The organism is Nostoc sp. CALU 546 (genome assembly GCF_048836525.1).
The window spans coordinates 1-23,214 of the sequence record NZ_JAWJTF010000051.1 but is presented as its reverse complement, the minus strand read 5'-3'; the positions used below and the strand labels follow the sequence as shown (position 1 = coordinate 23,214).

Below are 23,214 nucleotides of genomic sequence, written 5' to 3'. Positions count from 1 at the left end.
TCCCCTGTCCCTCATCTCCCCATAAGTCCTAAATATTACTGAACTCACAATGTTATTTTATAAAGTAAAATTTTGCCTAAGTACTGCAAATTTTACTGATGACTTCCTTCTCCAAGTTTTTTAAAGAAAACCAATTGAGTCAAGTAGCAGCACTTTTGTTATTGCTAGTGCTGCTGGCAATTGGAGGGGTTCCCGGATACCTGACAGGACAATGGCAATGGAAACAGCCGCCCCCTGTTACTACCCTCAACGAGTTAAGACAGATCCGCAAGACTGGGTTAGCCCTTCCTGCTTGGCAAACTACTGAACAAGCAGAACAGCAAATTGGCGAACATAAATGGTCTTTGCAGGTAATAAAAAAAGAAGGTTCCGAATCCCAGGCAATCCTGCTTTTATTGCCCCAAAATGGGCCTATGGATCAACCAGAGGTAGAGTGGACAGACGTTAACGGCTGGGGAAGGTCACGCTGGGGAAAGTGGGATGTAGCTCAATCTCGTTCTGCTGAATTTACTGTGAAACCACCTGCAAAGTTGGCATCTAATCTCAAAACTCAAGTAAAAGCTAGGTTCTTTCGCGCCTCCACACCACAGCAAACCTTCGCTGTCTTGCAATGGTACGCTATGCCAGATGGCGGAAATCCATCACCTTTCCACTGGTTTTTGGCGGATCAATTGGCACAATGGCATCAGCAACGCATTCCTTGGGTGGGTGTAAGCATTCTAATTCCAATGGAACCTTTAGGGGAGGTAGAAACATCTTGGCCTTTAGCCCAGTCGATTGGGGAAACGGTACAAGCTGCATTGATGGCAGGCCCTTTGTAGAGTCTGTTATCCATGCCTTTGGGCAAAAATTTATCAAAAGCATCTCTATAATTACGTTCATCCTAAAACTCAGTTAAAAGATGTTGACAATATGAAGTTAGAAATTAAATTTAGCAAAATTATTCTCCTTCTCTTAGTAAATACTTGTAGATAAAAGAGACATTTAGGACATTTTTAGAGTAGAATAACCACTCGGCGCGACTAATTTCTATATCAGTATTTTCTGCACCGATGTTTATAGATGCCAGTTATTATATGCGTGGATTCAGCGCCTTGTGTTGTGCCAGTCTTCAAGTAGGAGTTTTTTTAACAACACCTATCCAACTTGTTGTTGCCCAGCCCTTTCCACCTCAAGGACAATCACCAAGGCAACCCCCCTCGCCTGTTCCAGGTACTGAATTTGTACCTCCAGGTGCAAATGACGAAATTTCCCCCCAACTTAGCCGCTACCTCTTGGGGCCAGGAGATATAATTGGCGTTGTGCTTCAGCGTCCTCCTGGCCCATACCGCTTAGGGATAGGAGATGGAATTAGCGTTTCGGTTCAGCGCTTTCCAGATTTAAGTTTTCAAGCTTTAATCAACCCAGAAGGCAATATTGTAGTGCCATTACTGGGAACAGTTTTCTTACAAGGTTTAACTTTGCAAGAAGCTCAAGAAAAAATTCGCTTGGGTTTAAATCGTTATGTGGTTGATCCAGTAATAGTTTTAGCCTTAGCAACGCAGCGTCAAGACTTCGGTTTTCAAGCTGTAATTAGTCCAGAAGGCAACATTGTAGTGCCGCAAGTGGGAACGGTATCATTACAAGGTTTAACCCTGGAAGAAGCTCAAGAAAAAATTCGCTTGGGTTTGAGTCGCTTTTTCCCAGATCCAATCGTGGTAGTATCCTTGGCAGGGACGCGACCAGTCCAAGTTACCATTAGTGGGGAAATATTTAGACCAGGAATTTATCCGATTAATTCAACAACACCCCGTGTTGCTGATGCTTTGCTAATATCTGGTGGTTCAACGTTGAATGCAGACCTGCGACAAGTGCAAATACGTCGGAAGCTAATGGATGGTTCTGTGATTTCACAAACTATTGACTTATACGCAGCGCTGCAAAATGGTGGTTCAATCCCTAATTTACGCTTACAAGACGGAGATGCAATCCTCGTGCCGCGTCGTGAAGTTGGTAATGATGACGGTTATGACCGGAATTTGGTAGCACGTTCATCCTTGGCTGTGCCACAAATTAGAGTCAGGGTTTTAAACTATGCTGCGGGAGGTATTTCCATTCAAGCGTTGCCTAACGGCAGTACATTTGTAGATGCTTTAGGAGGAGTAAATCTCGACACTGCTAATCTTCGAGATATCGCTCTGGTTCGCTTTGATCCTGAACGAGGTAAAGCTGTTACTCAGAAACTTGATGCTAAAAAAGCTCTGGGCGGTGATGCATCCCAAAATGTAGCGCTTCAAGATAATGATGTTCTTGTTGTTGGTCGGAACCTCATCGGTAGAATTACTAATTTCCTGACTACCATTACCCAACCTTTCTTTAATGTTCAATCCTTTCTCCGATTTTTTGACAACTTCGGTGGTGGTGGTTCAAATTAGTGAGTCTCACTTTTTTGCTGATTGTTGCTAGATGAACAGAGATAATTGTGATGAGAGAGATAGAGAAGATAATGGTGAAAAATAACAAATCAAAATTGACAGCTGATAACTAAATAACTGACAACTGATTACTGATTCTATATGCCCCTGCCATGACCCCACCAATTGTTAAGCGCTATCTTATTGCTTTTGATAAGTACAAGTGGATTGGACTAGCTAGTTTTGCTTTAGTTGTAGCAGGGTCAACTGTGGTGGCTATGCAACCAGAGCCACCTACTAGCTATATAGCATCTGCTGCACTTACTTATAGTGGTCCACCAGTTTCTTTCTCTGCAACTGGTAGTGAAATCCAACAGCAAGGAAAAGAACTGAATGAGGAAGTTTTACTCTCAAACCAAATAATTGCAGCAGTGGCAGAAAAAGTTGGTGTCAAACCGCAAAAGCTCGGTGCCAGTGTTGTCCTTTCTGTACCTAAAAAAAATCCTAGGAGTGGAGAATTAGAATCTAGTATCTTGGAATTGAAATATGTCGATGGTGATGCCAAACGAGCTATCCAGGTCTTGACAGAATTGATGCAAGCAATGGTCAAGTTGAGTAGTGATATCAATACTGGGCGATTACAAGCAATTATTGAAAAGATTAACGATCGCACACCACAAACTAAACGGGAACTGCAAGTTGCTGAACAGAAGTTGGAACAGTACGATCGCATAGAGCGCACAGCAATATTAGCAGCCGAGAATGGCAGCTTGTTAAGCGCTATTACTGCCAGCCAAAATCTCCAACGGCAAATTCAATTAACTATTTCTGGAGTTGATGGGCAACTTCGTAGTTTACAAAATAAGTTAGGCTTAACAGTCGGACAGGCTTATATTTCTTCTGCTTTGAGTGCTGATCCCATAATTGGTAACTTGCGAGCGCAAATTTATCAAAGTGAGTCACAAATCGCCGTGCTCAGAAAAGATTTGCGGCCGGAACACCCAACGATGGTTCAGTTGCTACGTCAGAAACAAGCTGCGGAAGAATTGCTGCAACAACGTGCCTCTGAGGTATTAGGTGGTGATGGTACGGCCGCTCCGCTTCAGGGTAGTGTTGCAGGTATTCGCACCCAAAGCAGCTTAGATCCAGCCCGCCAGCAATTAGCAAACCAAATGGTGTCTTTGCAAACCCAACGAGAGACGCTACAACAACAACTAACTCAAGAAATCCAACAAGAAGCGCGACTACGGCAAGAGTATTCTCTGATACCCAATAAGCAATTAGAGCGATCGCGTTTAGAACAGGAGGTTGCGCTCAAAAAAGCTATCTATGATCAAATGCAGGTGAAATTAACCGATGCTAAAACCGCAGAGGCAGAAACTACCAGCAGTCTCAGCATTGCCAGACGCCCCACTGTTACTGTCGATCTAAAACCTCCGAAGAGTGTGCCTATTACCCTTGCTGTGGGTGTTTTCTTGGGTCTGGTAATTGGTGGCGGGGTGATATTTTTGTTGGGAGCGCTGGAAGGAACTTTCAAAACCAGAGAGGATATCCGCCAGAGTCTCAAGCAACGGGAAGTGGCAGTGTTGGGAGAATTGCCTTTAATGCCAGTTGATGATTTGGATCAAGATGCTGTGCCGGTGTTATTTTCCCAAGATTCTCCTTATTTAGAATTTTATGAGAAATTCCGTAGTAATCTGCGCCGGATTGGTGGTAAAAACTTAAAGGTGGTGTTGGTTACTAGCACCAGTAGCCTAGAGGGTAAAACAACAAGTGCATATAACTTGGGTGTAGCTTCAGCCCGCGCTGGTAAAAGAACCTTAATTATCGAAACAGATTTGCGATCGCCTTCCCGTTGTACATCCCTGAATGTAATTCCTGATCCTGAAGCAACTATTGAACCCCTGCGTTATTACGCTAACTTGAGTGAATGTATTCGTTTAGTGCCTGATGTAGAAAATTTATACATTGTCCCCAGCCCCGGCCCTGTACGGCAATCCGCTGCTATTCTTGAATCTAGCGAAATGCGGCGGCTGATGGAGGATGTGCGGGAACGTTTTGATTTAGTGATTTTAGATACTAGCCCTCTCAGCATATCTAATGACCCTTTGTTAATCCAGCCCTACAGCGATGGGATCGTACTAGTAGCGCGACCACACTATACACAAGAGAATATGCTAGGTGAGGCTATTGATCAATTAGTGGAAGCTGAACTAGGGTTATTGGGAGCAATTATTAATGGTGCTGATATCACCGTTTCTGCACCTGAACCAGTTGTACCATCATCAACATCATCAACATTTACATCTGAGGTGGAAGAATCTGAAGAAGTTTCAGCGAGTGCCAACAAAAACTAATAGTTTCCAAATATGGAAATTTTAACGCAGAGGGACGCATTCGCGTTAGCGCAGAGGATACGCAGAGCTTTGATAGGCATTACGAGTTTTAGGAAATGCTGTACTTAGTCGCGCCTAAACAAGCCAAATAGGGGAGCGAGAATCACTCCAAAAACAAAACCACCAATGTGCGCCCAGTACGCAACTCCACCGGTTTGCACAGCCATATTAGCCGCTGTTTGCAGAGTAGCAAGACCAGATATTACATTTTGCACAACAAAAAGTCCAATGATTACTAGTGCTGGAACTCTGATTGTGGTGATGAAAATCCCCAAAAAAACTAAAGTCATGACTTTAGCATGGGGAAAGCGGATAATGTACGCACCCAAAACCCCAGAAATTGCACCACTTGCCCCCAAGGAAGGAATCTCAGAATTCATGCCAATAAACCATTGGCACAAGGCAGCTAAAGCACCACACGCCAAATAAAAAATCAGATATTTTAAATGACCCAATCGATCTTCAATATTGTTGCCAAAAACCCAGAGAAACACCATATTTGAGATTAAGTGCCACCAACCACCGTGTAAAAATTGCGACGTAAATAACGTTATCCATTCTTCACCCAAATTGGTGGTTAATTCTTGAGGTACTACCGCATATTGATTGAAAAACTGACTCAATTGTGCATTTGACAGGCTCACCTCGTGAAGGAAAACTAAAATATTCATGCCAATTAACCCGTAGGTGAAATACGGGGTGATTCGCGTCGGATTTTCATCGTAGAGGGGAAACACAGGTGTTTTTCCTAAATTATTGACTAACTGCAATATAGCTTGTAAGGCTAGCAGTTGCGAAGGCTAGGCAATTTCACCTATTAAAATTAATCAGTATGATTGAGGGACACGGTATAACATGAAGAGTTACTTATACCAAGATTCTTTCAGGGATTTATCGCTAAATAAACCCAACAGGGGGCCGAGAATTGCCCCAAAGATAAATCCGCCCGCATGGGCCCAGTAGGCGATACCGCCGCTTTCCATGCCGATGTTGGTACGTGTTTCAAAACTAGCAAGTCCGTAAAAGGCTTGTTCGAGAAACCAGAATCCTAAAAAGAAATAGGCGGGAACGCGGAAAGTCGGGAAGAAAAATCCTAAAGGTACAACGCCTAGAACTTCGGCGTTAGGGAAGCGGAGAATATATGCACCCATGACACCTGCGATCGCACCACTCGCACCCAAAGATGGAATGCTAGAATCTTGAGCGAAGAACCACTGAGTTAAGGATGCCAAAACACCGCAAGATAAATAAAACAGTAAATATTTGGCATGACCTAACTTATCTTCAACGTTGTTGCCAAAAATCCAAAGAAATAACATATTGCCACCTAAGTGCAACAATCCCCCATGCAAAAATTGTGAAGTAATCAAAGTTGCCCACTCTGGTACTGGTTGATGTACAGAGATACCAGCAAAGCTTAAGGAGAGTTCTCGTGGAACTACAGCCGCAAGGTGTAAAAAACCATTTAATGCTTGTGGGGGAAGACTTGCTTCATAAAGAAAAGCGAGGACGTTGGCAGCAATCAGTCCATAAGTTACATAAGGGGTGATTTTGGTCGGATTATTATCGCTAATTGGAACCACGGGCGTTTTTCCTGATTTGTTAAGACAGCGATTCTAGAATACTGAATTTTGCAAGTATTTTCTTCTACCTCGTGGATAAATCTCGCTTTTAAACTTAAAAACCGAAAGCCAAAAATCCACCATCGACGGTGATACATTGTCCAGTGATGAAAGATGCCGCAGGCATACAAAGAAATGCTACTAAACCCGCTACTTCTTCTGGTTGACCAACCCTTCCCATAGGTGTTTGTGATAGAACTAATTTGAGAAAATCTTGATTATCGAGTACAGATTCGGTTAGAGGCGTGCGAATAGCCCAAGGTGCTACGGTATTTACCCTAATATGATCGGAAGCCCATTCAACTGATAGCGATCGCGTCAGTTGATTTATAGCCGCTTTAGTCATACCATAAGGAGCGCCTGTACGGTTCGAGACTAAACCCGCCACCGAACTTATATTTACAATGCTGCTATTTTCCCCATTTTGCAGCAGAGGGTAAAACAGACGGCACATCTCAAAAATTGATATCTGGTTTGTCTGGATGATGAACTCATATTCAGCAGTCGTGTAGTCTACTACTTTTTTGCTGATATTGGTTCCCACATTATTCACCAGGATGTCTAATTTATCCCAGGTTTTGCCAACCTGCTCAAAAATGGCTTGTCGCCCATCAGGGGTTGCAACATCTGCGGTAATCCCATAAGCAGGTAAGCCTGATTGTTGCCAGGTAATTAATTGTTGTTCAACATCTTGAGAATTCCGTGCCACAATTGTGACTTCCGCACCTAGAGATAAAAACTCATTGGCAACAGCTAGTCCAATGCCTTTGGTAGCACCTGTAATCAGTGCTTTCTTTCCTGTCAGTGTCCAGCGTAGACGTAGCCCCTCGTAGGCATCGCTCATTTGTAATTCTGCGGATTTTTTATTTTCAAGCCATCAATAACCTAATAGTTTATCTTGCAGGTGTCCGATGCGATCGCTTTTTATAGTAATGTAGGCGATCGCAACCCCTAAACTATTCACTGCATCTGATTCCAATTCAATAGCTGACCAAACTCATGTTTTTTTCAAATTCTCTGCAAAATCAACTCCAGCGCTGGAACGAAACCATTCGCAATCAGCCGAAAAATCCCAATGCTTACATTCGCCGAGGCATGGTTAACTTTCAACTAGCCAAGATTGATGAATCTATTCAAGATTTCGACACAGCAGAGCAATTGGATACTAGTATTAAACCCTACCTCTGGCAACGGGGATTATCGTACTATTATGCAGAAAGATTTGCTGAGGGCGCTGAACAATTTGAAATAGATTTGACAGTGAATGCTCAAGATGTAGAAGAAACAGTATGGCGATATCTCTGCATAGCTCGTTCGTTAGGTGTTGAAGAGGCACGTAATTCTTTACTAACTGTAAAAAATGATCCTCGACGTATTATGCAGTGCGTATATGATTTATATGCAGGAAATTGTATACCAGATGATGTTTTAACTGTTGGTAAATCAGAAGGAATAAAGGGAAATTTTTACAGTCATCTTTACTTGGGATTATATTACGAAGTCGAGAATAATATTGGTTTAGCTCAGGAATATATAGTTAAAGCTGCTGATAATTTCAAAATTGATGATTATATGTGGTGTCTGGCATGGGTACATAAGAAGCTACGAGGATGGCCTTGATTTGCTCAGAGGATGTTTTAAAAGTCCTATTGTAGGTATCAAAAGGTTGATTGTTGTCAGTGATATTTCCCTCATCACAAACCTCGCAGCCATTATTCAGCTAGACCTGTTGCAGCAACTCTATGGAAGCATCGCTAGAATTAAGTACTATTGAGCAAAGACATCTTTAATTAGATATCTAATCGTCAAGTTCTCCAATTTAGCAGCAATTTGAGAGACATTATCTTGACCTTTTTTCCAATGCATACCATCGTTGTAAATTATGCCTAATAAATAATATGCCTCAGGCACAATCACTCCAATACTTTCCGCAAAGTCTAATTTCTTTGATGTTGTATGAGTATCAAGAAATATTGTTTTACTATTCATGTCCACGATTTTTCCATATATCAATTTTTCAATTCTTTTTCTAATTGTGCAACAAACTGCAAAAGGATCATAATCAGCTTTTCGATTTAAATACTTACGCATTTCTGTATCTATGAAACCGTCAAAATTATATCCTTCACCCCAAGTTTCTTTCAAAGATAGTGCCCTAAACTCCAGTCTTTTATTAATGCAAGAAGTATGAAAGTGAAAAAGATACTTTGAAACATCATCTTGTATTGAAGGATGTTCTCGGTTAATTAATAGCTTCACTAAGTGTTGGTTGACCTTTAATTCCCGCCTATCTAAATAATAAATTTTTTGTTTACTAAAAGTAAAGTTTCTAAAATAGTCTGGATTTAGATGCGTCAAAATAAGAGGATAAATTCTCCTCCCTGTCATACTATATTCTTCAATAAATTGGGTAATATAATACTGGACGGCAATCAGACTTGCATCATCCAAGTAATCAAAAACTTCATCGATTACCAGGATATTGCTATGTTTTTTAAGCCTCCTTTTTGCCTGCTGTAAAAGTGCTACAAAAGTGAGAATATCTCTTTCACCATTAGAAATATAATGAAATTCCGGAAATTCAACTATTAGTTGCTTCCCTGATTCCTTAATGCGAATATCTCTCCACGTAGAGTTAAAGGCTTTCAATGTGGACTTGTAATTTTCTTTGTCTAGTTCATAGATTTTATATTTACACGCTTTTTCAAAGTCAGATATGCTATCATTATACAGATTAATTATTTGAATTCCAGCTAAAAAATACTCTGCTTTTAAATTAAAAAAATTAAACTCGTAAAGAATCTGAGCTAAATCACTCAGGCAGTCTATATTATTTAGACTATCTATTTTATTTCTTTCTATCCATTCAATCAAGTTAGAAGAGGTTCCTGACTCCTGATTAACTTCGTTGACAAATTCACTAATCTTACGTTGAATTTGGCTTTCAAGAGCATTGGTTAAAATTGTGATATTTTCATTTATTTTTTTAATTAATTTTGAATTAGAAAGTAAAAATTTAATATTTGGTAGCACCTTGTTGTTTAGTCCAAATATTTTTTGTTGAGACTTAAAAGAGTATTGAAATTTAACTTTTTCTGGAATTTCATCAATTAATATGACTGGGTTTATCGTCATTTCAGAACCATAATTCACTCCAGTACCTTTGGCATCTATTTGGCTGTTAATTACAAAGCAATCGAACTGATCTTTTATAGTGTTGATTGACTCATCAGCTTCTAAGTCAACAATTGTGTTGTCAGGCTTCTGGTATTTTATAAACAGTCTTGGTCGGTTTGCAGTGTCATTTTTGTAAAGTGAGTATCCACTGAGGACTAATCCATTTGCTTGTAATAAATTAAATGCAGCAGCAAAAGAGCTTTTTCCAAACCCATTTGGAGCAACTAAAATACTTGGCTTGTTAGGTAAAATATCTAAGTTAAAAGAATATTTTTTTATGCCTTTGACATTTTCTATTTCAATTACCTTAAGTGTCATTTTCCTACATATCTGCTGAAGAGAAAATTTTAATCGATCATCTATTCAATTATCAGTGGTTTCGCTTTCCAATTGTACTTGTCGATACAAATGGGCGATCGCAATTTCCACATCTACAGATTCCAGCCGCAATATATCGCCCAAATTATACTCCGACAGCACCCATTTCCCCTGTTCGTTGCGCCGAAATACTTCTACAATCGGTTGAGCTACTTGTACTAAGACATATTCTTGCAAGGTTGGAGATTGGCGATATTTAGCAAACTTTTTTCCCCTATCGGCTGCTTCAGTTGAAGGTGATAGAACTTCGATAATTAAGCAGGGAAATTGTACTAATTGTGGATCGGTATCTCGCTCATCGCAAGTCACCACCACATCTGGATAAAAATACTTTTGCCCCGGTTCTACCTGCACCTTTACATCTACAATGTATACTTCACAGGTGCGTAGGCGTAGCCCGTCGTAGACATCGGCTAAGGCATCATCTAAGAGCTTAAAGAAATTTCCAGAAACCCGATTATGGTTGCGTGTAGCACCGCTCATCATCACAACTTCGCCATCCCAATACTCGTAGCGTTCCTCTTGGGTAGGTTCCCAAACCAGGTATTCTTCTGCACTCATCAAAATGTTGTCGGGTAAAGCAACCATTGGCACGATCCCTTAATGATTCACTTGATTTAGGATAGCGAAAAAATGGCGTTCTCTTTTAGTATGACTAGAAAAACGTTCGTGCACTCACTAACGTTTTTCTAAATTACGAATTATTTAGATTTTTCGCAATAATTCCCGAATAGCGATCGCACAATCAGGGAAAGCTAAAGGTGAAATCGTCACATCCTCTGCAAGTATGCTCTCGCTGTGATAACCATCTGGACTAGGGAGACGATACATATACAACTTGCGTCCATTGACATCTAAAATCCAATACTCAATAATACCTGACTTAGAGTAGGCCATCGCTTTGACTTCGCGATCGTATTTGAGACTGGAATCAGCTATTTCAATCAGTAAAAATACTTCGGAAGCATTGGGATGGTGATCCTCATAATCTAATGGATTCAGCTTCACCACTGAAATATCTGGTTCTGGTTCCGAATAATCATCAAGTTGCACTGGCGACTGGATTCTTAATAAAACTTTGTCACCCAAACGTTGACGTAACAACCTTTCTGTGCGGGTAATTGCTGATTCGTGAGCAGTACCTTTTGCTGACATTCTAATGATTTGTCCCGCGATTAATTCTAAGCGTTCTTCAGGATGAAAAATTCCCGTTTCCGCCATTTGGTGATATTCTTGAACACTAATTAGGCGAATATTGGTGAGCATAAAATTCACGTTAACGTCCTAGCATTTTATCCCGCAGATGTTTAATGCGATCGCGCAATTTCCCCGCCTCTTCAAATTCTAGTTTCTTCGCCGCCTCTTTCATCTGTGCTTCCAACAAAGTAATCAACCCTGGAATCTGTTCTAATGGCAGTTCATCTAGATGTTCATCTACAACTTTCAAGTCTGTTGCATTCAACCGCCGAGATACATCTAAAAAAGCCAAAATCGCATTACTTGATTTTTTCACTATTGGTTGCGGTGTAATCCCATGCAATCGATTATGTGCCGTTTGAATCCCCCGCCGCCTGTCTGTTTCATCAATAGCTTTAATCATGCTACCTGTCATATTATCGGCATACAAAATCGCTTGTCCCTGGACGTGACGCGCGGCTCTACCAATAGTTTGAATTAAGGAACGCTCGGTTCTTAAGAAACCTTCTTTATCTGCATCCATAATTGCTACTAAGGAAACTTCGGGTAAATCTAAACCTTCCCGCAGCAAATTCACACCAACTAAAACATCAAATTTTCCTTCGCGCAAGTTCTGCAAAATTTCAATGCGCTCAATAGAAGTAATCTCGGAATGTAAATACCGTACCCTGATACCGTGGTCTTGCAAATATTCGGTTAAATCTTCCGCCATCCGCTTGGTTAATGTGGTAATTAACACTCGTTCATGGCGATCGGCTCTATCTTTAATTTCTCCCAATAAATCATCAATTTGTCCTTCGGTAGGACGCACAGAAATTTCTGGATCAACTACTCCAGTTGGTCGAATCACTTGCTCAATTACATTATCTTCTGAAACTTCTATTTCCCAATTTCCAGGAGTTGCGGAAACAAAAATACACTGATTCACCTTTTGCCAAAATTCTTCTGCTTTTAATGGACGGTTATCAGCAGCGCTAGGAAGACGAAATCCATGTTCAATTAAAACTTTTTTTCTCGCTTGATCGCCGTTATACATCCCGCGAATTTGGGGTACAGTAACGTGAGATTCATCAATAATTAATAGCCAATCTTTGGGAAAATAATCAATTAAACATTCTGGTGATTCTCCAGCTTGTCTTCCTGCTAAGTGGCGGGAATAGTTCTCGACACCGTTGCAATAACCGACTTCGCGCAGCATTTCTAGGTCATAGCGTGTACGTTGATCTATGCGTTGCGCTTCTAATAGTTTCCCAGCTTGTTCTAAGTCTAGTTTTTGCTGTTTTAATTCGGCGGCGATGTCATTACAAGCTACTTCTAACCGTTCTTCTGGGGTGACGAAGTGACGCGCAGGGTAGACATTCACTGCTTCCAAACTCTTGAGTATTTCCCCTGTCACCGGGTCAATGTACCGAATCGCGTCTATTTCATCACCAAAGAATTCTACACGAATAATCCGGTCTTCATAAGCTGGGCCAATTTCTAAGACATCACCTCGGACGCGAAATTTTCCCCGACCCATTTCGATGTCGTTACGGCTGTATTGAACATTTGCCAAATCTCGTAAAATTTGGCGTTGATTTACTTCCATACCTATCTGAAGAGGGATGGCAGCTTTCAGATATTCTGCCGGCATTCCCAAACCGTAGATGCAACTGATGGAAGCAACGACAATGACATCACGGCGTTCAAACAGCGATCGCGTCGCTGAATGCCGCAACATATCTATTTCATCATTAATCGCTGCTGTTTTTTCAATATAAGTATCGGTAACAGGAATATACGCTTCTGGCTGATAGTAATCGTAGTAGCTGACAAAATACTCGACTGCGTTGTTGGGAAAGAAATCTCGTAACTCGTTACAAAGCTGTGCAGCGAGGGTTTTGTTATGGGCCAGAACTAAAGTCGGCTTGCCAATTTTCTCAATAACTGCTGCTACCGAAAATGTCTTGCCTGTTCCAGTGGCTCCTAGTAAAGTTTGATAACGATTGCCTGATTGGATACTAGCAGTTAGTTGTGCGATCGCTTGTGGTTGATCGCCTGTGGGACTAAAGGGAGCTTGAAGACAAAATTCTGTCATACAGTTTTGCTGAAAATACCCTATCTCATGGTGACGATTCCGCCCTGTATCCATTGTAGCTGGCTTCTTAGACCAAAATAAATGGTAATAATTTTTTACAAAACTTATTAATTAAAATTTACTTATGTATCAGTTTTAAAGATACTTATATCTATGTGAGGTTTTTTAAGGTTAAACTCTTAATGTATATGGGAAAAAATTTCATCTTTCCTTAATTATTGTAAAATCCAATTAACAAACTAGAGGTTTTCGTTTATGACTATTAGCAACGCTGGCAAAGCAACCAGTTCTCGGCAAAAGCCTGCCAAGTCTCCAGGGGAAGGTACAGAGGAAGTTGAAAATCAACAAGACCAGAGCTTGAATGCAGATAAAGTCGAGGAAGTTACTGAACTGCCAGTGGGAGCTTCTGGAACACTCGCCATTTCTGGAATTCGTCCAATAGGCGCTAGCGACTTAGAAGTTGCTGAACACCTCTCAATTGCTGGGGTGCGTCCCGTTAGCACTAGTACCTTGGAAGTAGTTGAAACCTATAACTCAATGGGTATTCGTCCAATTGGTGCTAATACATTCCAAGTTGTTGAAAGTATCAACCTCTCTGGGATTCGTCCAATTGGCTCAAGTTTATTGGTAATTGATGAAAGCTATTCCACCTTCGGTAATCGTCCAATAGCATCAAATGAGATTGACAATTCTGAAAGCCTAATGGGTTTTCTAGATTAGAAAAAAATATCACCATATACTTTATTAACCCAGTTTCCATGCGAAACTGGTTTTTTTATTTAAACAGTCAAAAGTAGAAATTACTAGATTTGCATTTGTTCTATGTCTTTTAGCATAGGTAACTAAACTATTCTTACTTTATTTTATATTCAGTCAACAGCCAGAACACTTACTACAACTACCTTTCTTAATTACGAATTACGAATTACGAATTACAAATTATTTAATATGCCTTGTGGTGGAAGGCTTTAGCAAAATAATTAAGCTACTGTGTAATAGTAATCACAAAAGATTTCAAAGTTAGTTATAGCTTTGAAATGAATTTTTTACAAAATCAGGAGTACAAAATGAGTATTGAAGATCGCGCTAAAGCTGCTGCTAAAAATGTTGAAGGTAAAGCCCAAGAAGCATTAGGAAATATCACTGGAGATCCAGAAGATAAAGCTAAAGGTAAAGCCAAGCAAGCTGAAAGCGAAGTACGTCACGGAATTGAAGACGTAAAAGATAATGTCAAGAAAAACATTGACTAGCAATTCATAACCTTTTTGCAGCTAGGGATATCAATGGGATGGATTCCATTTTGCCAAAAGGTATGGAGTGTTAGAAAATCAATGTTATACACCTTTATTCTCTTTTTAGGAAGTGTAGAAAAATAAAGGAATAGCTTGATTTTTTGAACTTTTGTAGAGGCGTGATTAATTACGTCTCTACAATTATTATTATTACAAAATTAAGACTGTACGAACTCAGATCCCCCAGATCCCTTCAAAAATGAGCTTTAGAAAATCCTCACTTTTTAATTTTAAGCTTCTAAAAGTTAGATAATCTATTTCTATAAATTCAAAACTTATAAATTCAATTAGTTTAATTTGGCAAGCTAAGTAGATTGGCAAAATAAAACCGTACTATCTAAAGATTGGGATGGGCATTGCCCGCCTTTATTTTTTACCTACTATTCAGTAGAGATTATGTATAATACATTATTTATATTAGCGTGAGTTCCACGAGTTTGATTTGACCCCTCTCCAAACCTTTCCCCGAAGCAGAGAGGCTTAAGAAGCTAATTTTTGCGTTGCTCCTCTTTTTGCGCTTTGGAGAGAGAACCGGGGAAAGGGAGGTCTGTTGAATTCACGCTAGATTATTTATTTTTAATCAAATAAAATTCACGTAAATCTTACATACTTACATATATGTTTTTTCCTTAAAGTGTAAAATTACTTTATTATTTATAGCTTTTAGCTGCATTTTAAAATATTTTCATCAAAAAAATATCTTAAAGTTTTCATAAATATAGGTAATGATTTGTTGAAAATATATTCTTGTGTAGCGATATTAAGTTGGAGATTTACGAAAAAATACGTAATTCTTCCTAAGAATATCAAATACCCATAATAAGTGTCATGAATAGATTTCAGGTAAGACAGAAGTTACAGAAATATTTGCCTGCTGACATACGCAAAGCTACTTTGAGTACATTTGCAGTGCTTGGTGTCAGTTTTGGGTTTGCTGCCTTAAGTTCGCCAGCATCCGCAGCTTTGTTGTTTCGTGAGAGCTTCGACAATGCGGCACTTTCCATAGATGCTTTTGGTAGCACCAGTAACAATGGCACATTGCAAACAGACGTACCTGTAGGTGCAACTGTTCTCAAAGCATACCTTTATGCCTCTTCTGTTTGGGAGGATTATAATGGCCCTGTAAGTGATGTCAAACTGAACGGTAATTTGTTGAAGGTTGCTGATGCCTTTGTACTCGCGCCTAACGAAAACCCAGCAACTACTGTACGTTGGGATGTTACCAGCCTTCTTAGCTCTTTAGGAGGTTTGCAAAACCATACTATTGAAGAGCTAGGAGACAATGACGGTGAAACTTTAGTTGTGTCTTATCAAGATGCCACAACCGCCGGTTTGTCGTCTTTTATCTTAGACGGCGAGCTATCCCCCACAGGAGACACAACCAGGTTGAATTTTGATCAACCTTATAGCGGTGGCGACTTTATAGTATCTTTTGCCGATACCTATAGCATTCAGCCAAGTGGTCAATTGACTATTGTGGACGTGACAACAGACTCTACTAGCTCTCGACGCTTAACTAGCTCTGCTGGTGGTCAGGATGATGGAGAAGGAGCTAATGGTGCTCTAATCACTGCTGGCGGTATTGGTGATAGTTTGACTAACCCAGATCCGTTTGCCTCTGATTCTGGCGGTTTTAGGACTGATGATGAACTTTATAATCTAGCTCTTGGTAATAGCGCTGATCCTAATCCTTTTATCCAGGCAGGTGATACGTTCGTCGAGTTAAATACTGTAAACCCAAGTAATGATGATAATGTGTATAGTCTGTTTATTACCAGCAAATTCAAAACTAAAGTGTCTGTACCCGAACCTTTAACTACATTGGGTTTATTAATGGTCGGTGGTTTTGGTCTAGCTTTCTGCCGCAAGTACAAGCAGCAACGAAAAGATACGGCAAGAGCTTAGGTCAACAACTTCTAAATAGGTACGATAGAGCGTGTTAAGTGTGTAGTTAAAAATTTATAATTTCACACTTAACATTCTGTTTAATGTATTCTTTGGTAAAAGATGGTGCAATATTACCTAAAAATTAGTTTAATTTTTGCTCCTGCACCAATACCTGCCTTTTTAATGGGAATAATCTACGCTGGTCGTAGCTGCGGCAACTTTCGCCTGAAAATTATTCGAAATCTCAAAAAATTGTAGTAACATACCACAGGCATTAACTATCTTCAGCGACATCTGATTGTTAGCGCTCTTAAATTTACAATTGATGGGAATATACCGTGAGCCTAACTCTTTATCTCCTCCGTCACGGACAGACAGAATGTAGTCGCAATAATTCCTTTTGCGGTTCTATAGACTCAGAACTTACCCCAGAAGGGTTGGAGATGGCAAAGGCTTTTGCTGATGCATATAGTTCTATGGATTGGACAGCAATATTTTGTAGTCCAATGCGGCGGACTGTATTGACAGCAAAACCCTTATGTGAAGCAATAGGGATGGAACCACAACTTAGGGATGGTTTAAAGGAAATCAACTATGGCAAGTGGGAAGGAAAAACGCCAGAAATAATTAGCCGTGAATATCACGATGATTATATTCGCTGGTCAGCAGATCCGGCTTGGAATGCTCCTACTGGTGGAGAAATGGCGGTTACAATTGCTTCTCGTGCCTTGTAGGTAATTGAAGAAATTAAACAAAGTTACAGTAATGGTAATGTTTTAGTTGTTGCACACAAGGCAACCATCAGAATTCTTCTGTGTAGTTTTCTGGGGGTTGACGTGGGACGCTTCCGTTTTCGTTTGGGATGTCCTGTTGCTTCGGTCAATATTGTAGAATTTAGCTCACATGGGCCGTTGTTAAAGGTTTTGGCAGACCGTAGTCATTTGGATGAGCGGTTGCTAAATTTACCAGGGACGTGAAGGAGTCACTTGTATCGCATTGCTTTCGTTAGGGCAGCATTTTATAAATTGAAAGCTACAGGCATTGATTTCATACCTCGCAAGGATGGGTTTTGATGCCATTCAATTCGATCTGTATCCAAGTGGAGATTACTAAGGCGGCGCACAATGGTGTCGATGGCAATTTGTGCTTCAAGTCTGCCAAGAGATGCACCTAGGCAAAAGTGGGTTCCTTTTCCAAATGCTAAGTGTGGGTTTTCAGCGCGTGTAATGTCTAATTTGTCGGGGTCTAAAAATTGCTCAGGGTCGCGGTTGGCAGCACCAATTACCAGAAATAGGCGTTGCCCTTGGCTAATTTGTTTGCCATCAATTTCGAGATCGGTAACTGCTATGCGGGCTTGACGTTGTACTGGGCTGTCATAGCGCAAAAACTCTTCTACAGTAGTTGTAATTAGCGAGGGGTCATCCTTTAACTTTTGCATTTGACTAGGATTTTTGAGTAAAGCAAGTAAGCCGTTAGCAATCAAGTTGGTGGTAGTTTCATGACCCGCAAAAGTTAAGAAAACGCAATTGGATAAAATTTCGTCGTCATCGAGAGAATTTCCCTTTTCTTGTGCAAAAATGAGGCTACTCATGAGATCATTTTGAGGATTCTGACGACGTTCTTCAAGGATGCGGCGGAAGTATTCGGTCATTTCGATAATACTTTGTTGAGCGGTGGTCAAAATTTCTGGCTTCATGCGGAACATACCAAAAAATCTTGCCAAATCGCTAGACCATTTCTTAAACTGTTCGCGGTCTTCGGACTTTGCGCCCAGCATTTGGGCGATGACGATCGCGGGCATTGGATAAGCTAAATCATGAATAATATTCATGTTACCCTGCTCATAGACACCATCAATTAGTTCGTCTACTAGCGTCTGAATTTGCTCTGCCATGCTGCCAATGATACTAGGAGTGAATGCCTTGTTAAATAACGGACGCAGACGTGTGTGTTCTGGAGGGTCGCAAAATAGAATCCATTTTGATAGAGTTTCCAGAAGGGGAAGTATCTTCTGTTGCTCTGATTCTGGTATTTTACTAATAGGTGGACGCTTGGACGAAATCCGTTTATCTTGCATAGCTGCGGCAACGTCCTTATAGCGCATTAGATACCAGCCCCCAAAAAAATCACTCCAGTAAACAGGATCTTCTAATAAAATACGGCGGTAGGTAGGATAGGGATTGTCCAGTACTTCCGGGGCAGATAGATTGTATCGGTCTTGTTCTAGATTACTGGGTGACGACATGAGTTAAAAACGATTAAGGATATAACTCAATAATTCTATATGTGGTGGCATCCCCGATCAAAAGTAAGATTCAGATTGCTTCGTATGTACTGCGAAATACTAGCTCAAATAACTGCAACTGCTTCCCTTACGAAAATAATTGGTATGATTTGGGTTTGTGTGGATTTTGATTCATAATTTATTCAAATTTTTATGCAGCCAGTTATTGAAACAATTTTATTACGTCAAATGGCTTCAGGCGATCGCCTATCCTTACAACTATACAAATTTATTGGCGCTCAATCTGGTAAAAAGGTATACATTCAATCTAATCTGCACGGTGCAGAAATTGCTGGTAATGCCGTTATTCACCAGCTAATTGAGTTTTTATTAACCATAAATGATACAGATTTAACTGGAGAAATCTGGCTGGTTCCCGTTTGTAATCCAATGGGGACAAATGAACGCGCTCATCATTTTTCTCCTGGACGTTACTGCATTTACGAAGCTAAAGATTGGAATAGGATATTTTGGGACTACGAGAAAGAAGCTGATGATTTAGTAGCTTTTACTAAATCTCAACTTCATAGTGATCTAGAGGTCGTTCGACAAAATTATCTAACTATAATTAAGCAAAATTTTGCAAAAATTTTAGAAAAAATTAATTCTTCTAATGGTGTTCCCTACACTGAGCTTTTTGCCTACAAGCTACAAAATCTGAGTTTAGATGCAGATTACTTAATTGATTTACATAGTTCTACAAATCAAGCTTTAGATTACGTTTATTACTTCCAAAATCGAGAAAACAGTGCAAAATACTTCGGGTTTGATTTTGGAATTTTACTTGATAAATACGATGGTGATGCTTTTGATGAAGCTTTTATCAAACCTTGGTTAGCACTGGAAGCTTGTTTTAGAGAGTTTGGTAGAGAAATTAAGTTTGATGTGGAAGCTTGGACACTGGAATTAGGAACAGGAATGCAAATAAACCCTGATTCAGTCGCTAAAGGTATACGGGGTGTGAAAAACTATTTATTACAAAAAGGTGTACTACAAGTTTCTAATTTACCAGAAGATGCAAAAACTCATGAGATGACTTTCGCATCTAGCAGCAACCGGAAAAAATATTATGCGATCGCAGGTGGTATGATTCAATCCAGAATAGAATTAGGTACTAAAGTCAAAGCTGGAGACAAACTCTATCAAATTCTCAGTTTTAATAAAGAAGGTCAACTACCTAGTGTAATTGATGTCTGCGCTCAACAAGATGGATTAGTTTATGATGTCGCAACCAACCAAGCTGTGAATGAAGGCGAGTTTGTATTGGGAATTGTTAGTTAGGGGATAGCAAATATATCAAGTGTAGAGACGGCGATTCATCGCGTCTCCTGCCTTAACCGAACAGCATTGAAACTGGCCTTGACAAAAAGGCACATCAATGGGTGAAAAAATTGAAATATTATCGATGGGAAACGGAGGTTTTTCTGTTGAATTTGGTGGCAATTTCCTGGAATTGGAGTTTATGCGTAAGTATATAAATATATCCTGGTATTTACGTTGAGCTAACTTGTGTATGGCAGTCATCACGATTCGGGAACAGCAGCCAACAGAAAACGGTTTTGCCGCAAGTTTGATTTTTGATGGTGGCGAATACCCAATCAATATTACTGACCCTTTTACACCGAAGGAAGAACAGCAACTCGAATGGTATTTTGAGGAATGGCTGACTTACCCAATGTTAGACGGGAAGAAAGCGGAAGCGGCGAAAACGAGTGTTGCTAGTTATGGGGAAAGTTTATTTAACCAGGTTTTCAAGGCTGATATTGATGCTTATAGCCATTATCGCCAACTGCGGGGAAATCTGAAGCAGGTAAAAATTGAGATAGTAGGTAATAGTCCCGAATTTCACGCGCTGCACTGGGAAGCTATGCGGGATAAGGATTGGCCGCGACCTTTGAGTGTGGATTGCGTAATGATACGCAAGCGCCTTGATAAAGCCGCATCAGTGGCGGCAAATATGGCAGAATCGGCGGTAATTAACTTGTTGGTGGTCATTGCTCGACCGGATGAGGAGCATGATGTGGGTTATCGTACCATTGCTCGTCCGTTGATTGAGGTGATTCAAAAGAGTCACTTGCCTGTAAATATTGACTTATTGCGTCCGGGTACTTATGAAAGTTTAGAACGGCATTTAGAGGCCAAGGGGGCGGGATATTATCATATCATCCATTTTGATTGTCACGGGGCGTTGATGGGTTATGCAGATATTCAGGAAGGGGTGAAACGCAACCGATATACCTATCAAGCTAGGTGGGGACGGGAAGATATTCAACCATATCAGGGGGTAAAGGCATTTTTGTTTTTGGATGGGGAAAGTAAGGGAAAAGCTGATCCCATAGAGGCGGGGGAATTAGCGAATTTGTTGACGGGGAAGGGGATTCCCGTTTGTATTCTCAATGCTTGTCAGTCGGGGAAGCAGGTAAGAGGAGCAGGGGAGGCAGGGGAGGCAGGGGAGGCAGGGGAGGCAAGGGAGACGAGTTTGGGTAGTCGGTTGATGACTGCGGGAATGCAAATGGTAGTGGCAATGGGCTATTCGGTGACGGTTTCGGCTGCGCGGTTGATGATGGAACAGGTTTATCAAAACTTGTTTGGGGGGAAGGAGATAAGCGAAGCGATTCGGTTGGGGAGAAGGGAGTTATTTAATAATAAGACGCGCAAGGCTTATTTTAATACCGATATTGATTTGGAAGATTGGCTTTTGCCTGTGGTTTATAGTAACCAATGGGTGAATTTGAATTTGCGTAAATTTAGAGCAGAGGAAGAAGAAGAGTATTTTGAGAAGTTGGGTAACTTATATCAATATACGCCGCCAGAATATGGATTTATCGGGCGAGATTTGGAGATTTTGAAGATTGAGAAGGCTTTGTTTTGTCATAATATTTTGCTGTTGCAGGGAATGGGAGGAACGGGAAAAACTACGCTGTTAACTTATTTGCGTAGTTGGTGGCAGACGACGAACTTTGCACCGGAGATATTTTATTTTGGTTATGATGAACAAGCTTGGACGCTGACACAGATTTTGTTTGACATTGGCAAGCGGGTATATAAAAAGTTTGAGTTTGCGAATTTTCAAGCGATGAATTTAACTGTACAGATGCAGAAATTACTGGCTAAATTACGGTCAGAATCTCATATTTTAATGTTGGATAATTTGGAGTCGGTGACGGGACAAGCTTTAGCGATTCAAAATACCTTAGCGTCAGCCGAGCAAAAGCAATTGCAAGATTTTTTGACGCGGTTGGTAGGGGGAGAAACGCGGGTAATTTTAGGTTCTCGTAGTGATGAAAGTTGGTTGCAAGGAGCTTTTAAACAGAATATTTATCAGTTGCGGGGATTGGATGCGGAAGCGAGGACGGAGTTATCTAATAAGATTTTAGAACGGAATGTGGGGGATAAAAGGAAGATAGGTAAGATTCGGGAAGAGGAAGATTTTCAGAAATTGATGAAGGTGTTAGCGGGGTATCCGTTAGCAATGGAAGTAGTGTTAGCGAATTTGAAAAATCTGTCATCCCAGGAAATTTTGGCAAAATTAGCAGCAGCAGATATTAATTTAGATACGGGAAGTGGGGATAAAACCCAGAGTATTCTCAAATGTGTGGAATATTCTCATAGTAATTTGTCGCCGGATGCTCAAAAATTATTATTGTGTTTAGCTCCTTTTAGTGGGTTTATTGATAGGAGCGATATTGCTAATTATGCCAAGCAATTACAGAAGTTAGAGGCGTTTCAGGATTATGATTTTGATAAGTTTGATGGGGCAATTCAAGAAGCAATAAATTGGGGCTTGCTCTCGCTTATCAATGAAGAGATTCCTCAATTATTACAAATTCAACCTGTTTTTCCCTTCTTTCTCAAAGCAAAATTAGCAGAAATAGATGCAGCTACCCGCGAAGCCTTGCAGGAGGGTTTTAAAAGCCACTATATCGGTTTAGCTCGTTCCTACAATCGCTATATGGAATCGAAGGAACCGCAAGAACGGCAGATTGGGATTTTTTTCTGTCGGCTGGAGTATGAAAATTTATATAATACCTTGCAAATTTGTTTAGAGAAACAAGAAACTATTGATATTTTCTTTTGCTTGTTTCAATACTTTTATATAAATAATGATATTCCAAGTAGTTTGAAACTGTCGGAATTTGTCTGTAACGCACAAGTCGCTTATCCACCAGAAATTAGAACAGATAGGATAGGTTTGCATATTGTGGCGGCACTCGATCGCCTTGCTATGGGTTATTTCCAAACACAAAATTATCCCCAAGCCCAAGAATCCTATTTGCGGGTTATCGAATTATCCCAACAACTCCAAGGTGTAGAAGCAACACAAATCAAGTCTTTGTTAGCAAGCACTTACCACCAGTTGGGATACGTTGCCCAACAGTTGCGCCAATACGACCAGGCACGGGATTATTATCAACAAGCCCTGGAAATCAATATCGAATTTGGCGATCGCTATAGTTGTGCTAGGACTTACCACCAGTTGGGAAGCGTTGCCGAAGAGTTGCGCCAAAAAG

17 protein-coding genes and 1 pseudogene are annotated in these 23,214 nt (G+C 40.4%); 10 read left to right on the top strand and 8 right to left on the bottom strand.

Annotated features, from left to right (window positions below; all coding sequences use genetic code 11):
• Nucleotides 1–98 precede the first annotated feature (98 nt).
• The 3 genes from RRG12_RS23040 to RRG12_RS23030 all read left to right on the top strand — a co-directional run bounded on the left by RRG12_RS23040 (nt 99) and on the right by RRG12_RS23030 (nt 4,750).
• The gene (locus tag RRG12_RS23040; protein WP_069070412.1) at nt 99–821 is read left to right on the top strand and encodes a cyanoexosortase B system-associated protein; all 723 of its coding nucleotides are present in this window, start codon (nt 99–101) and stop codon (nt 819–821) included.
• A 255-nt stretch (nt 822–1,076) separates the two neighbouring features.
• Nucleotides 1,077–2,414, top strand: coding sequence for a polysaccharide biosynthesis/export family protein (locus RRG12_RS23035; RefSeq protein WP_370684443.1), 1,338 nt, complete (start codon nt 1,077–1,079; stop codon nt 2,412–2,414).
• 152 nt (nt 2,415–2,566) lie between these two features.
• Complete coding sequence (locus RRG12_RS23030; RefSeq protein ID WP_420760808.1) at nt 2,567–4,750, top strand: GumC family protein; 2,184 nt, start codon at nt 2,567–2,569, stop codon at nt 4,748–4,750.
• A 104-nt stretch (nt 4,751–4,854) separates the two neighbouring features.
• On the opposite strand, the gene RRG12_RS23025 is transcribed toward RRG12_RS23030, so the two are convergent.
• The 3 genes from RRG12_RS23025 to RRG12_RS23015 form a co-directional block, all read right to left on the bottom strand.
• The gene (locus tag RRG12_RS23025; RefSeq protein ID WP_069070409.1) at nt 4,855–5,526 is read right to left on the bottom strand and encodes a rhomboid family intramembrane serine protease; all 672 of its coding nucleotides are present in this window, start codon (nt 5,524–5,526) and stop codon (nt 4,855–4,857) included.
• 126 nt (nt 5,527–5,652) lie between these two features.
• Nucleotides 5,653–6,372, bottom strand: a complete 720-nt coding sequence (locus tag RRG12_RS23020; RefSeq protein ID WP_420760807.1) for a rhomboid family intramembrane serine protease — start codon at nt 6,370–6,372, stop codon at nt 5,653–5,655.
• A gap of 94 nt (nt 6,373–6,466) precedes the next feature.
• Complete coding sequence (locus RRG12_RS23015) at nt 6,467–7,255, bottom strand: SDR family oxidoreductase (protein ID WP_420760806.1); 789 nt, start codon at nt 7,253–7,255, stop codon at nt 6,467–6,469.
• Nucleotides 7,256–7,410: 155 nt separating this feature from the next.
• Between RRG12_RS23015 and RRG12_RS23010 the strand changes: the two genes are divergently transcribed.
• The gene (locus RRG12_RS23010; protein ID WP_420760805.1) at nt 7,411–8,031 is read left to right on the top strand and encodes a tetratricopeptide repeat protein; all 621 of its coding nucleotides are present in this window, start codon (nt 7,411–7,413) and stop codon (nt 8,029–8,031) included.
• A gap of 147 nt (nt 8,032–8,178) precedes the next feature.
• Here RRG12_RS23010 and RRG12_RS23005 read toward each other — a convergent pair whose 3' ends face one another.
• The 4 genes from RRG12_RS23005 to uvrB form a co-directional block, all read right to left on the bottom strand.
• Nucleotides 8,179–9,906, bottom strand: a complete 1,728-nt coding sequence (locus RRG12_RS23005; RefSeq protein ID WP_420760804.1) for a hypothetical protein — start codon at nt 9,904–9,906, stop codon at nt 8,179–8,181.
• Nucleotides 9,907–9,951: 45 nt separating this feature from the next.
• A complete protein-coding gene (locus tag RRG12_RS23000) occupies nt 9,952–10,554 on the bottom strand; it encodes a Uma2 family endonuclease (RefSeq protein WP_420760803.1) in 603 nt (200 codons plus the stop codon).
• Between the two features lie 117 nt (nt 10,555–10,671).
• Entirely contained in the window at nt 10,672–11,232 is a 561-nt protein-coding gene (locus tag RRG12_RS22995) for a Uma2 family endonuclease (RefSeq protein WP_420760802.1), read from the bottom strand.
• Nucleotides 11,233–11,242: 10 nt separating this feature from the next.
• Nucleotides 11,243–13,240 carry an excinuclease ABC subunit UvrB gene (gene uvrB / locus RRG12_RS22990; protein ID WP_069070401.1) on the bottom strand — a complete coding sequence of 666 codons (1,998 nt, stop codon included), beginning with the start codon at nt 13,238–13,240 and terminating at the stop codon, nt 11,243–11,245.
• Between the two features lie 255 nt (nt 13,241–13,495).
• Between uvrB and RRG12_RS22985 the strand changes: the two genes are divergently transcribed.
• From RRG12_RS22985 to RRG12_RS22970, 4 genes and pseudogenes are all read left to right on the top strand, one after another.
• The gene (locus tag RRG12_RS22985) at nt 13,496–13,960 is read left to right on the top strand and encodes a hypothetical protein (RefSeq protein WP_069070400.1); all 465 of its coding nucleotides are present in this window, start codon (nt 13,496–13,498) and stop codon (nt 13,958–13,960) included.
• A gap of 347 nt (nt 13,961–14,307) precedes the next feature.
• On the top strand, nt 14,308–14,490 hold the full coding sequence (locus tag RRG12_RS22980) for a CsbD family protein (RefSeq protein WP_069070399.1): 183 nt from the start codon (nt 14,308–14,310) through the stop codon (nt 14,488–14,490).
• Nucleotides 14,491–15,360: 870 nt separating this feature from the next.
• Complete coding sequence (locus tag RRG12_RS22975; protein ID WP_420760801.1) at nt 15,361–16,437, top strand: PEP-CTERM sorting domain-containing protein; 1,077 nt, start codon at nt 15,361–15,363, stop codon at nt 16,435–16,437.
• A 320-nt stretch (nt 16,438–16,757) separates the two neighbouring features.
• Nucleotides 16,758–17,396, top strand: a pseudogene (locus tag RRG12_RS22970) (histidine phosphatase family protein).
• Nucleotides 17,397–17,437: 41 nt separating this feature from the next.
• Here RRG12_RS22970 and RRG12_RS22965 read toward each other — a convergent pair.
• Nucleotides 17,438–18,664 carry a cytochrome P450 gene (locus tag RRG12_RS22965; protein ID WP_420760800.1) on the bottom strand — a complete coding sequence of 409 codons (1,227 nt, stop codon included), beginning with the start codon at nt 18,662–18,664 and terminating at the stop codon, nt 17,438–17,440.
• A gap of 192 nt (nt 18,665–18,856) precedes the next feature.
• Here RRG12_RS22965 and RRG12_RS22960 point away from each other — a divergent pair, with 192 nt between their 5' ends.
• Both RRG12_RS22960 and RRG12_RS22955 read left to right on the top strand, forming a co-directional pair.
• Nucleotides 18,857–19,984 carry a succinylglutamate desuccinylase/aspartoacylase family protein gene (locus RRG12_RS22960; protein ID WP_420760799.1) on the top strand — a complete coding sequence of 376 codons (1,128 nt, stop codon included), beginning with the start codon at nt 18,857–18,859 and terminating at the stop codon, nt 19,982–19,984.
• Nucleotides 19,985–20,216: 232 nt separating this feature from the next.
• Nucleotides 20,217–23,214: CHAT domain-containing protein (locus RRG12_RS22955; RefSeq protein WP_420760798.1), on the top strand; the 2,998-nt coding region annotated here is incomplete at its 3' end.